Annotated in this window: 10 protein-coding genes; 9 read left to right on the top strand and 1 reads right to left on the bottom strand. The window is 56.6% G+C overall.

Translation table 11 applies throughout. The features are described 5' to 3' along the window. The first annotated feature begins 94 nt into the window (after positions 1-94). Positions 95-1,069, top strand: coding sequence for a quinone oxidoreductase family protein (locus B7H23_RS12825; RefSeq protein ID WP_240535104.1), 975 nt, complete (start codon positions 95-97; stop codon positions 1,067-1,069). Positions 1,070-1,081: 12 nt separating this feature from the next. Here B7H23_RS12825 and B7H23_RS12820 read toward each other — a convergent pair whose 3' ends face one another. Beyond that, on the bottom strand, positions 1,082-1,555 hold the full coding sequence (locus B7H23_RS12820) for an Lrp/AsnC family transcriptional regulator (protein ID WP_094077870.1): 474 nt from the start codon (positions 1,553-1,555) through the stop codon (positions 1,082-1,084). A gap of 97 nt (positions 1,556-1,652) precedes the next feature. Here B7H23_RS12820 and putA point away from each other — a divergent pair, with 97 nt between their 5' ends. The 8 genes from putA (at position 1,653) to B7H23_RS12785 (ending at position 12,550) form a co-directional block, all read left to right on the top strand. Beyond that, positions 1,653-5,102, top strand: a complete 3,450-nt coding sequence (gene putA, locus B7H23_RS12815) for a bifunctional proline dehydrogenase/L-glutamate gamma-semialdehyde dehydrogenase PutA (RefSeq protein WP_094077869.1) — start codon at positions 1,653-1,655, stop codon at positions 5,100-5,102. 633 nt (positions 5,103-5,735) lie between these two features. Beyond that, positions 5,736-5,903, top strand: a complete 168-nt coding sequence (locus tag B7H23_RS16065) for a hypothetical protein (RefSeq protein ID WP_158215838.1) — start codon at positions 5,736-5,738, stop codon at positions 5,901-5,903. Positions 5,904-5,920: 17 nt separating this feature from the next. Further along, positions 5,921-7,078 carry a hypothetical protein gene (locus B7H23_RS12810; protein WP_094077868.1) on the top strand — a complete coding sequence of 386 codons (1,158 nt, stop codon included), beginning with the start codon at positions 5,921-5,923 and terminating at the stop codon, positions 7,076-7,078. Beyond that, positions 7,075-8,280, top strand: coding sequence for a hypothetical protein (locus B7H23_RS12805; RefSeq protein WP_094077867.1), 1,206 nt, complete (start codon positions 7,075-7,077; stop codon positions 8,278-8,280). Before B7H23_RS12810 ends, B7H23_RS12805 begins: the two co-directional genes overlap by 4 nt. A 1-nt stretch (position 8,281) precedes the next feature. Further along, entirely contained in the window at positions 8,282-9,028 is a 747-nt protein-coding gene (locus tag B7H23_RS12800) for a cupin domain-containing protein (protein ID WP_094077866.1), read from the top strand. Then, complete coding sequence (locus tag B7H23_RS12795; RefSeq protein ID WP_094077865.1) at positions 9,018-9,695, top strand: 2OG-Fe(II) oxygenase; 678 nt, start codon at positions 9,018-9,020, stop codon at positions 9,693-9,695. Before B7H23_RS12800 ends, B7H23_RS12795 begins: the two co-directional genes overlap by 11 nt. Continuing rightward, positions 9,696-11,483: an ATP-binding cassette domain-containing protein gene (locus tag B7H23_RS12790; protein WP_094077864.1), complete on the top strand. Its 1,788-nt coding sequence runs from the start codon at positions 9,696-9,698 to the stop codon at positions 11,481-11,483. Positions 11,484-11,485: 2 nt separating this feature from the next. Then, the gene (locus B7H23_RS12785; protein ID WP_158215837.1) at positions 11,486-12,550 is read left to right on the top strand and encodes an arginase family protein; all 1,065 of its coding nucleotides are present in this window, start codon (positions 11,486-11,488) and stop codon (positions 12,548-12,550) included. The last annotated feature ends 2 nt before the right edge of the window (positions 12,551-12,552 follow it).

Genomic DNA, 12,552 nt, shown 5'->3' with positions numbered 1-12,552 from the left:
CTTCTTCCATATGGTGCGCGATGGCGCCCTGCAAACGGCATTCTTGATTGGATATGCAGTGGCGCTAGCTGCCTTCCAAACAGGGAGTGTCGCCGTGGCCAATCATGCAATCGTTATCGAACAGACAGGCGGTCCGGACGCGCTGGTATGGCAGGAGGTTCCCATCTCCGATCCCGGTCCTGGAGAAATTCGCATACGCCACCACGCAATCGGCTTGAACTTTATCGATACCTATTTTCGAAGCGGTCTCTATCCCGCCACGCCGCCCTTTACGCCCGGCAATGAGGGCGCCGGAGAAGTTGTTGCGATCGGAGAAGGCGTCAAACGCTTCGCGACCGGAGATCGTGTCGCATATACGATCGGTCTCGGTGGTTACGCCGAAGAGCGGAACCTGCCGGCGGATCGGGCGGTGGCGATCCCCGATGGGGTGTCCTACGAAACGGCGGCGGTCGCCATGCTCAAAGGGCTGACCGCGCGCTATCTGCTCTGTCAGACTCATGAGCTGAGTTCCAGACACACAGCTCTGTTTCACGCGGCATCCGGTGGCGTCGGACTGATCGCCGGGCAGATCGCGCGCCATATTGGAGCCCGCATCATCGGGACGGCTTCCAAAGGTAAACACGACCTGGCCAGAGAGCACGGCTACGACGAACTGATCGATTACAACAACGAAGATTTTGCCGAGAGAGTAAAGGCGCTGACCGATGGCGCGCTCTGCGATGTCGTTTATGACAGCGTCGGCCAGGCGACCCTCATGAAATCGCTCGATTGTCTGCGGTCGCGCGGGCTCCTGGTCAGTTTCGGCCAGTCGTCCGGCAAGGTGGACCCGTTCGATCTCGGCCTTCTATCTCAGAAGGGTTCGATCTATGTGACCCGCCCGACGCTCTATCACTATATTGCCGACCGTTCATCGCTGGAGGAGGCCGCAGCGCAGATGTTCGGCTGGCTGGCTGACGGGACGGTAACCATCGAGATCGGCCAGCGCTTTGCCCTGAAGGATGCCGCTGAAGCGCATCGTGCGCTGGAAGCGCGGGAAACGGTAGGCGCCTCGGTGTTGTTGCCGGGCTGATCCGGCGCGGCGTCAGGAGCCGCTCTTTACGGCCTCCATGGCGACATAGCTGGAGCTCGACGCGACATGGGGCAGTGCCGATATGCACTCGCCAAGGATCGAACGGAAGGTCTCTATATTCTTCGTTCGAACTTTTAGAAGATAGTCATAACCACCTGCAATCATATGACATTCCTCGACTTCTGGAATGTCCTTCACGGCCTTGTTGAAGGCCTGCAGGGCTTTTTGCCGCGTATCGGTCAGGCGGACTTCTACGAAGCAGATGTGGCCGAGCCCAAGCTTCTGCCATGACAGTCCGACGCGGTAACCGGTTATAACGCCGGCATCTTCCATTCGTCGGACCCGGCTCGATACTGGCGTTTTGGACAGACCGACCCGTTTGGCCAGTTCGGTCATGCTGAGCCGGGCGTCCCTGGACAATTCGTCCAGGATAGCCCGATCCGCCCAATCGAGTGCAATTTCGCCATTCGGTTCGATATTCTGCATAATACTGTCCAATCGGTCTGCCGTGGTGGTCATTTTAGGCACATCGCCTGGAATGGACAGGCTATTCTCGGGGGTCTTTCAATGTGAGGAGCCGATCATGCCGGTGGAGACCATTCGACTTTCCGATATCGAGGCGATGAAATACGCGCCCGAACCGGCCTTGATCGAACGATTGATGGAAACCGCCGAACTGGATGGGTCCGACCGCAAGGCGATTGTCGACCATGCGGCTGACCTCGTGCGAAAGATCAGGAAGGGTGGACGCCCCGGCCTGATGGAGGTTTTTCTAGCCGAGTACGGCCTTTCCACCGATGAGGGCATCGCGCTGATGTGTCTTGCCGAAGCGTTGCTTCGAGTGCCCGACGTCCAGACCATCGAAGATCTGATCGAGGACAAGATCGCTCCCTCGGACTGGGGCCGTCACCTCGGAAAGTCGGCATCGAGCCTGGTCAACGCATCGACATGGGCCCTGCTGATTACCGGCCACGTGCTGGACGATCGCGGTCCGGGCATCGCCAGCCATCTGCGTGGCGCGATCAAGCGTTTGGGCGAACCGGTGATCCGCACCGCCGTTGCGCGCGCCATGAAGGAGATGGGCCATCAGTTCGTGCTGGGCGAATCGATCGAGAAGGCTCTGGCTCGCGCTCGAGATGCCGAAGCCGACGGCTATACCTATTCCTACGACATGCTGGGCGAAGCGGCGATGACACGCGCCGATGCCGACGCTTACCGACAAAGCTATGAAAGCGCGATCAGAGAAATCGGAAAGCGCTGCTTTCATAACGACTTCCGAAGAAACCCTGGCATATCGATAAAGCTTTCTGCGCTTCATTCCCGCTATGAAGTGGCTCATGCCGACCGCGTCATGGCCGAACTCGTTCCCGTGGTGGCGGCACTGGCGCGACAAGCGGCGGCTGCCAATATGAATCTGAACATCGATGCTGAAGAGGCCGACCGGCTCGAGCTCTCCCTGCGAGTGATCGAGGCGGTTCTGGAAGACGATGCGCTCGCCGGATGGGACGGTTTCGGCGTTGTGATTCAGGCCTATGGCAGGCGCGCCGAAATCACCATCGACTGGCTTTATCAGCTGGCAAAGCGTCTGGATCGTAAAATCACCGTTCGGTTGGTGAAAGGGGCGTACTGGGATACCGAGATCAAGCGATCGCAAATGGCTGGCATGGACGATTTCCCGGTCTTTACCCGCAAGGCGTCGACCGATGTCGCCTATCTGGCCAATTCACGCAAACTGCTGCGGATGCGCGACCGGATCTATCCGCAATTCGCTACGCACAATGCCCATACCATGGCGGCGATCCTGCGCATGGCGCGCAATATCGCAAAGGAGAGTTTCGAGTTCCAACGCCTTCACGGCATGGGTGATCGGCTGCACCAGATCGTCAAGCAGGCGGAAAACACGCAGTGCCGTATCTATGCGCCTGTCGGCGCCTATCGCGATCTTCTGGCCTATCTTGTGCGGCGGCTTCTGGAAAACGGTGCCAACTCGTCCTTCGTCAATCAGATCGTCGATGAGAAGGTGGCGCCCGAGGAGGTCGCAGCCTGCCCGTTCGACAGTCTTCAGAACGCCGGGAGCATTCCAAACGATCATATCCGACGAGGCCCGGAACTCTTCCTGCCGGAGCGGATCAATGCTGCCGGATACGAGATCAACACCGAGACCGGCCTGGCGCTGATCGATGCCGCTCGCAAGGAAGCGGCCATCTTTTCCGCAGCGCCCATCATTGTCGGACAATCGGGGGTGGGCAAGTCTAGGGAACGGCAAAACCCTGCCACCGGCGATGTCATCGGAACCGTCGTCGACGCCAGTCTGGACGATGTCGAAAGCGCATTGTCCGCCGCGCAGCCTTGGGACGCATCGGCTGAAGAAAGGGCTGCGATTCTAAGAAAAGCATCGGACCTCTACGAGCGCGATTTCGGCGTCATCTTCGCGATTCTCCACAAAGAGGCAGGCAAGACAATCCTCGACGCCATCGGCGAACTTCGCGAAGCGGTGGATTTTCTACGGTATTATTCGGCAAGAGCGCTGGAGAACCACCATCCCGCACGTGGGGTGTTCGTCTGTATCAGCCCGTGGAATTTTCCGCTGGCGATTTTCACCGGACAGATCGCCGCGGCCCTTGCAACCGGCAATGGCGTCTTGGCCAAACCCGCCGAGCAGACGCCAGCGATTGCCGCACACGCCATTCGTCTTCTGCACGAGGCAGGCGTGCCACGCGAGGTCCTGCAGTTTCTGCCGGGCGAGGGTGGATCGATCGGCGCGGCGCTGACATCCGATCCACGGGTTGGCGGAGTTGCATTTACCGGATCGACGGACACGGCGCTGACCATCCGAAAGGCCATGGCGGACCGTCTCGCGCCGGATGCGCCACTTATCGCCGAGACCGGCGGGCTGAACGCGATGATCGTCGATAGCACCGCTTTGCCGGAACAGGCCGTCCGGGACATCGTGGCCTCCGCCTTTCAGTCTGCCGGTCAGCGTTGCTCGGCATTGCGCTGCCTCTACCTCCAGGAAGATATTGCCGACACGCTTCTTGAGATGCTCGGCGGTGCGATGGATGAGTTGACCATTGCCGATCCCTGGTCCTTCTCGACCGATATCGGCCCGCTCATCGACCAGACGGCCCAAGAGGAGATCCAGTCCTATATCGACCGGGCTGCCGAGGATGGGCGTCTTATCAAGCAGTGCACCGTTCCCGGCAATGGAGCCTTTGTCGGCCCGGCGCTCATCGAAGTGAATGGGATCGGCGATCTGGAACGTGAAATCTTCGGGCCCGTCCTGCATGTCTGCACCTTCTCGGCGGAGCAGATCGATGCGGTTACCGACGCCATCAACGCCACGGGATACGGCCTGACCTTCGGTCTGCATACCCGTATCGACGGGCGCGTCCAGACGGTCACAGACCGTATCGAAGTGGGCAATGCGTATGTGAACCGCAACCAGATTGGCGCCATTGTCGGCAGTCAGCCATTTGGCGGCGAGGGGCTTTCCGGAACGGGACCAAAGGCCGGCGGGCCGAATTACCTTCATCGTTTCACGAAGATGGCACCCGCAGTTGCGGGCGGTGCATGGAACGGACCGGCCGATCGCGAGGAATTACAGCGAGCGTTGATAAAAGCTGCGCACGGCAGAGAGATCGGCGTGGTCGACCTGCCTGGGCCGACCGGCGAGAGCAACCGCCTGCGCTATATCACCCGGCCACCTGTCCTCTGCCTTGGACCAGGCAGGAACGCGGCGAATGAACAGAAGCAGGCCGTAGAGGCGCTGGGCGGCTGTGCCGTTGTCGCCGAAGGCGAAATCGAACCGACAATGCTCACCGTGATTGAAGGGGTTTCCGGCGTCATCTGGTGGGGGGATGAAGATCGCGCCCGCACTTACGCACGAGCGCTGGCCGAAAGGCGAGGGCCTATCGTGCCGTTGATCGGCGCTATGCCCGATTTCGCTCATATCGCCTATGAGCGCCATCTTTGCATCGACACGACGGCGGCGGGCGGCAATGCACAATTGATGGCCGAGACAGAAGGCGTATGAACAGACCGATTCATCGGCCGGCTGGGTCTGTTGGTCTCGTCGGCATCGGCGGTTGACCGATACAGCCGGCTGTCGGTGTGGCGGGCTACGAACGATGAAAATGAGTACTATGTCTACGCCATAGCCCTCTAAATTCCAAATTCAGCTCGATTCTCGCATTCTCGGAGCGGCACTCGGAACTTTTTCGGCAACGGAGCGACTGGGGTCGGACGTCCGCCATCGCGTGAGACGAAAGAGGATGATTGCAGCGCAGATGCGGCCGACGGCACTGCGCAGGGCATCGACGACGCGACCGGTGTAGATCGTGTTCCAGTGACGATCAGGTTGAGCCCTGATACCCGGATTGACAGGTTTTCCTGGCTGCGATTGCGGCCTCGCTTTCGACGGTCCTGACCGCAGGGGCCCGCAAGCCAATTGCTCCGATGCGGGTGTCAAAAATTTTTTTCGAGGAATAACAGTCTGTTAGGTCTTGTACACGCCCGCGTCGCAATCTAGCAGAGCTTTCGGCATAATTATGTTATAATATTACATCACGGTGTTGTTCTCAAGCACACGCTTGAGTTTACGCAAAGTGCGTGTCCAGGACGTCCAATAATTTGGATGTCCGCTGCTAACTTGAAAAGGAATGACAGAATGTCCGATACCCAGTTGAAAGAGCGTCCCACACAAACTGAAAACAAGAAGCCATCGCCGCAAGACGACAAGGCGTTTCAAGACGCCTTGAAAGAAATCTCCGGCGATACGGAAGACTACACTGGCTTTGATGCCGGCCCGCGTCGCGACATCGGTCCCCGGACCTGAGTAGAAGGAGAGCGGGAATGTGGAGGGAATTATATCAAGATTCTCACGAGTTCATCGGACCCCGCTTGGTTCGAAGCCTCAAAACGTTTCCGCTCTCCTTTGATCATATTGCAGATGCTTTGCATGGAGCAAAGAGCGACAACGGTCCATCGAAGCTCAATTACTTCCGGGGCTACGTTGGCGGCCGGGAAGATTACAGCCTCGCGGAAAAATTCCTGCGTTACGACGTGACACCGAACAGGATCGAGAGATCGATTTCCGACGCCTTCGGCGGCGAGACACCCGAACTTGGTGAAAACGCCGGTCTCATTGTCAACGGCTCGCTCCAGTGGTCCGACCGCCTCCAGGAAGCAAGCAGCGAGCACGCCCACCAGATCGCGTCGATCTATGTCAGCCAGCAGATAACTTTTGATGTGACGCTCTTTATTGGAGCCTATGGGTCTACGCCGTTCGGAGTGCACATTGACGACGCAAGCCACCGCACAATCCTCTTCAATCTGGGGCCGGGCGACAAGGGTATGGCTATTTGGCGCAATCAGGACATCCTCGAACAGTTTGGCAAAGTCCGTAACATCCTAGACCCAGCGTCCATCAAAGCGGCTCCGGAACGATTCTTCTTCAAGACTGGTGAGGCGTTCGTTCTGCCCTCGGAACGATATCACGTGGGTCTAAACAGCACGCTGTCGACCACCGCCGCCATTGTGGTGGATATTGTCAGTGACGGAAAAGCCGCGGCAAGGGAAGCGCAAAGCCTCGGCTCTTTTTTCGATGCGATGCCGGAACCCAAGAAAGCCGAGCTGAGGGTAGTCACTTTCGAGGATCTTTCCCGCCTTAACGGTCTGCGGAGTTCGTCTAATCACTTTCTCCGGTTCGCGCGCGCGAAAAGATCGGCTGACATGTCCGGTATCTCCGAGGGGACGCTCCTACGACGATCGAAACTGGCCGGCATAGAGGTTGCCGCACTGAGACAGACCTCGATTGTCTACTCTCGCGGCTATCATCATGTTTACGAATGGGCCTTGGATCCCTCGACCTTTGAAACCCTTCTGCGTGCCGACACATTCGACGTCAAAGGTTTCCTTTCCGCTCTGCCTGGGGGGGGCGAAGCAGTCAAGGCAAAACTCCTCCTACTGAAGTTTTTCATTGAGACAGGCACTTTCGAGGTATCCCAATGACAGCGCTGTTTAGCGAGTTCTACGATGCCACCAAACGGTTTCGCCGACCATATGGCGAGAGCATCGTAACCCACCCCTACACTGAGGCGATGGTGAAGGAATGCCTTGATAGGCTAGCCAACGAACCAGATTCGAAGATTAGCAAAAAATGCCGCATTTATCGGAATGGACGTCAGCTAGGGCCCTTTGAGGCAAAGGAATTCATCATCGAGGTCAGCCGCTTTCCCACTTTGGCCAGCGTCGCATGGGAGGAACTGACCGAGGGGGAACCGTTTTTGATCTTCGTTAACTTTGCCGCCCTCCTGTCGCATGAACTCAGCGAGGCGTCGAGGCGTTTCATCGGCGATTTCGCTCGACGGTTTGAACCAGAAGGAATTTCGATCGAGCACCATCTGATCATCGGTAAATACGACGAGACTGCGTTCGGCGTGCATATCGATGATGCGACGGATCGGGTATTCCATTTCAACCTCGGCCCAAGCGCAAAAGAGATGATTCTGTGGCCACGCGAGGACTATCTGGCGTCTTATAACGGGGATCTGGCGCGGCCTTTAAAATCGGTCTCGACAAGCGGATCCCAAACTCACCCGATGCCGGTCGGCGGATGCTTCTTCCTCCCTGCAGATTACTACCACGTGGGGCGCAGCCCGCACGGTGTCAGCGTTGTGGTCTCATTGGCTTTGACACGACAGAACCACAAACATCAAATGGCAGCTACCCTGGCGGCCCTGGATCTCTTTGCCAATGTGAAGGAATCAGCCGACGACTATTACAAGGATTTTAGCAGCAGGCCCGATCCGGATGCCTTCGCCAACGTGTGGGCGAAGGCTGAGGAGATCGGTTTCGCAAATCTGCTTGAACACGCACGCGCTCGCAATCGCAGCAACAACTATTTTATTGAAGTTTCGCCGATTGACGCTTCTCCTCTTCCATCCGAAGCGGCCTGGTTCGAGATAGAGGATGCATCGAACCTGCAACTGATTGACCATAACGGCAGCCTGAACGTGTATTCGAGAGGCCACTACGCGTCGTTACACGATCCCGCTCATATCAAGATATTCAAGGATGCCGTTCAGACGGGCAGGTTTGAATTCAGCATGCGGCATTTTCAGGATGCCCGCGAACGAGGGGACCGGGGCACGGCCCTGCTTGGCTGGCTGATCGCAACTAAGGGAGCGGCGCGTTCATACGCGGCTGAGTAATATGGCTAAAGTAGATTTTGACGACACGAGGCCTGCATGCCTCAGCCTGCCGATTTGCGATATGCTGCCTTACCGCAGTGCATCGGACTTCTTTAGTGAGTTCGGCGATGCCGATATCGAGGTCACTGACGGTAGAGGCGGCTCCGTTAGACGATCGCGACTCAACGAGTTGGCCAAATGGTGGCAAAACCAGTCGGCCGCTCCAACTGAAGAGGCGCTGAACGGCAACGTTGTTCATTGGCCAATCCGCAAAGACGACAGCCACTCCGCGCCCCTCCAAAGCGTCATCGATGACGTAACGAGACATCTCATTGACGGGCATGCTGATCGGTCATGCATTTTCGATCTTTATGAATTTACCCCAATTCCCCGTTTCGCGTGGGCGATCATCGGACAGAAGTCCGTACCCGTAAAAGCCCACCAGGATATGTTCGGTACCGCGAGCTGGAACCTCCTGTTTGTCGGTCGCAAGGAATGGTCGTTTTGGGGGCCCGAGCTCTCCGTGATCGAGAGTGTCCAGCCATCGTGGACCTTCGAACAACGTCCCGGCGAACTGGTGTGGATTCCTGAGAACTGGTGGCACAGCGTCCGTTATAAGGACGCGTCCATATGCTTTTCGAAGAATCTCATCCTGCGCCGTTCGGTAGATTTTGTGCTGCAGTCGATGAAGTCGAGGGCTCCGCGCTATGCACACATACTGGAAGCCGTTCTTTTGATCGAGCAGAGGGGCAAGGCTGATGTTGCGTGACGCAGTGAGCGTTCGAACCGCGCTCGAGACAAACGGCTTTATTTCGCGCGATGATTTCCTTCCAGATGACACCTTCCGCGCGCTCAATGATCGGGTTTTGCAGTCATGGGAAGGTGGAAACGGCTGGCGCACGAGGGTCAAGGGGCCCGCGGAGGCGAAAGTTTTACCGCTCCAACCGCCCTCCAAAACCCTGAAAATTCGCTCCCTATTAGACGAACAAGCGAACGGCGCCAACTCTGGCTTCAGCTATTTGTACCACTCGCTTCACCAAGAGAATGACGACGCGGGACTGATCGCGAGAATCTCGACGGCCGTGATCGAGGAATGGAATCCGGTAATCAAAGAACTGATCGGCAAATGGGACCGAACCAATTTTTCTCTAACCGCATATACACCGCCTTCTTTTCTGGACTCGCATACGGATCACGATCCCAGCGGGCCACGCTACCAAATCACGCTGCTGCTCTACTTCGGTGACGCAGGGAAGCAGACGAAGCAAGCCGGTCTGGTTTTCGATTATCTTGGCAGGAAGTCTATCATCCCAGCCACGCCAAATCGGGCGGTGCTGTTTGTCCCCTCACCTGAAACAAACCATGGAATTCCCCGTGCGAACGTAAATGGGACGCCTGCCTACACCCGCCTCGCATTTTCAGGCTGGCTAATCTGAATGAAGCATAACAACGTCGAGCGCGTTTGGAAGCTTCGCCTGCTTGCCCTTATAGGTCGCGAGTTTTGGGTGCCCTATTCGGTAACACTGTCGCTCGTGATCGCGTCGACGGTCCTTTCTGCGCTCGCACCGCTGCTTTTCGGAAAAATCATCGACGTTTTGGCCTACCAATCCGATGGATCGCAAGCGAATGTACTTCTGCTGGTCATAGTATATCTGTTAATTCAGCTCACCTCTTCAGGACTGAAAGAGGTCTCAAACTACGTCGCCGCCTCTCGTAGCGAGATTATTTCTCATTATTTGCGAACGATTTTAACCGACAGGATTTTTCACAGAGACGGCCATCATTCGGCAGTCCTCAAGGAAGATCGTGGTAAAATGCTGTCGTTGTTTAGCAGGGACATAGAATCTCTGTGGGATCTGTTCGGATTCGCCCTGGTTGATATTGTTGCATCATCGATCATGATCTCGACCCTCTGTATCGTCGTCTTTTCGATCAGCGGCACATTGGGCATTATCATCATCGCGATATCCGCCGTGTTTTCGATCGCGTTTTATATGAACGGGCGCCGGGTTAGGACCTACTTTGCTGCGGCATCGCCCAAATTCGACAGGATGATCGGATTCATCAATTCTGCTCTGAGCGGATATGAAACCATCGTGTCCTTCCGCGCCCAACAGTGGGCGAGCCAGCTAATCAATCGGAAAAGCCAGAACGTCACGCAGCTTGCCAATAAAGCGCACCTGAGATCAACGACCTTCGCTTTCATCACTTCAACGGTCAACATCTTTGGACTTCTTCTGGTTTGGATCTTGTGCCTGCCGTCGCTCCTCCAGCAGGGTCCGGCCTATGTGGAAATAACGTTAGGACAGTTCCTCGCGGTTTTGGCGTATTTCGCGATGATTATGAATCCCTTGGAAAACATCAGTGGATCGGCGAAGGCGATAATGAAAGGGATGGTGTCGATAGAGCGCCTGTCGTCGTTCCTGCGTCACTCTCAAGGACCCAATAATCATCCGCAAACTTCGGGACTGTCGGCTTTGCAGGCGCGTTCTCCAGACACGCCTGTTATCGAAGTATCGGGCCTGGATTACGAGGGCGAGAGCGAGGCAGCCACAAAGCACATCCTCAATGGACTTTCCTTTAGTGTGGCCTATGGTGAGATGATTGGTCTGGCGGGCGAATCCGGAAGCGGCAAATCAACGCTTTTACGCGCTTTGGGAAGATTAATCGAGCCGAACGGCGGAGAGATATCCTATTTCGGGACCGCGATCGGCACGCTTTCCGAAGACGAGTTTCGGCAGAAAATCACATATGTGCCACAAGCCGCCGCGCTATTCCCGGTGGATTTCAGACAGAATATCACCCTGAACGAACACTATGATCAAAACGGTAACGCCCTGCGGCAAGCCGCGGCGGCGGCATCTGCGGGTGCATTCACTGTAAGACTTGACGATCACCTCGATATAGAAATGTCGGGGTTGTCAGGCGGCGAAGCACAAAGACTTTCACTGGCAAGAGCGTTCTTCCGGCAGACTTCCGTCCTGCTGGTCGACGAACCCACCAGTGCGTTGGACTTGACCAACAGCGTGGCTGTTGCCGACTCTTTGAAGGCAGCGGCTCGACAAGGGGCGGTCGTGGTCGCGTCGCACGACAAACATGTTCTCGAGAGATGTTCATACGTGCTTCTCTTGTCAGATGGCGCGATCGCCGAGCGCGGAAGCCATTCGGTCCTCGAAGCGAAATCCAGCCTGTATCGGTCAATCATCTCCTCACAAGGAGCGTAGCCGTGTTTAAAGTGCGATTGGCTGCAGGTGTGGAGAGGCTAACGACCGAAGAATTTAAGCTTGTTGGAACCTCATCCAAGCCACTTCCTGATGCACTGAGACCGCTGGCCTTTCTGTCGCGCGAATGGTGGTCGATCAACGGCCTGCAGCAGGCGGGCGTGTCGTCAGAGAATGTCGAAGCGTTGATCCGAGCGGGGATACTTTCCTTCGGGCTTGGCCGAGATTCATTCCCGCGAGCAGCAAGAACGTTTTACGAGGCGCAGTTCCCCGTTCATGCTGCCGCGTTCCCTTTGTTGAATTGGCTGGACGGGCCGTTGCCCATCACCACCATCTGGATCGGGCTTCCGCTCTGCCATTTGACGAACATGCGGCATTCGACAGCAACGGGTCTGGCGAGCGTGCTGGATGCGTTGAACGGAACCATTGTTCCGCTCCTTGGAATCTTTCCATTCATAAATCCCACCGAAAAGTGCCTTGAATATCTGCGGCGAGCTCACATCCTGGCATGCGATGCAGGGAAGCGGTTGGGGGTATTGGGCGGTGACCACCGGGTTGCATGGGCCCTTTTGGAAGCCGTGCGCCGTTCGACGCTGACCGGCCGGCAGATGAGATATATTCACATTGACGCGCATCATGATCTTTACGGGTCAATGGACCATGCTCGAACCGACAATGTCGCTCATTCTAACTTTCTGCTGAGGCTCCTCGAAAACGGTACGATCGACGAAGCTGTCCTGATAGGATGTCGGGATAACCCGGCACCAATCAAGCAGGTTTCGGAGCGAGGGTTTGGTGTCGTATCTTGCGCCGACTATGCGTCAGCTCCGAGAGCGGCAAGGGAGAAGCGTTACACCCATCTATCGATTGACCTCGATATCCTCGATCCTTCCATCGTTCCTGATGTATCCAGTCCCCTCGCAGGAGGTTGGTCGCTTGAAACGTTGAAGACAACCATCCGCGAGATCCTGGTGAGCGAGGCTGTGGATAGTGTCTCGCTGGTTGAGCCTGGAATGAGCGTGGCCTCGGCTGCGATAGCGAGAGACATTCTTGAGACTTTGAGCGAGTAGAC

It is taken from the genome of Notoacmeibacter marinus, from assembly GCF_002238045.1.
GTDB classification, from domain to species: Bacteria; Pseudomonadota; Alphaproteobacteria; order Rhizobiales; family Rhizobiaceae; genus Notoacmeibacter; species Notoacmeibacter marinus.
This window is presented reverse-complemented; position numbering and strand designations above follow the sequence as displayed.

Excerpts from the sequence above, each read along its gene's own strand:
- B7H23_RS12805 (WP_094077867.1), top strand. The coding sequence starts at position 7,075 with ATGACAGCGCTGTTTAGCGAGTTCTACGATGCCACCAAACGGTTTCGC.
- B7H23_RS12790 (WP_094077864.1), top strand. The coding sequence starts at position 9,696 with ATGAAGCATAACAACGTCGAGCGCGTTTGGAAGCTTCGCCTGCTTGCC.
- B7H23_RS12800 (WP_094077866.1), top strand. The coding sequence starts at position 8,282 with ATGGCTAAAGTAGATTTTGACGACACGAGGCCTGCATGCCTCAGCCTG.
- B7H23_RS12795 (WP_094077865.1), top strand. The coding sequence starts at position 9,018 with ATGTTGCGTGACGCAGTGAGCGTTCGAACCGCGCTCGAGACAAACGGC.
- B7H23_RS12810 (WP_094077868.1), top strand. The coding sequence starts at position 5,921 with ATGTGGAGGGAATTATATCAAGATTCTCACGAGTTCATCGGACCCCGC.
- putA (WP_094077869.1), top strand. The coding sequence starts at position 1,653 with ATGCCGGTGGAGACCATTCGACTTTCCGATATCGAGGCGATGAAATAC.
- B7H23_RS12820 (WP_094077870.1), bottom strand. The coding sequence starts at position 1,555 with ATGCAGAATATCGAACCGAATGGCGAAATTGCACTCGATTGGGCGGAT.
- B7H23_RS16065 (WP_158215838.1), top strand. The coding sequence starts at position 5,736 with ATGTCCGATACCCAGTTGAAAGAGCGTCCCACACAAACTGAAAACAAG.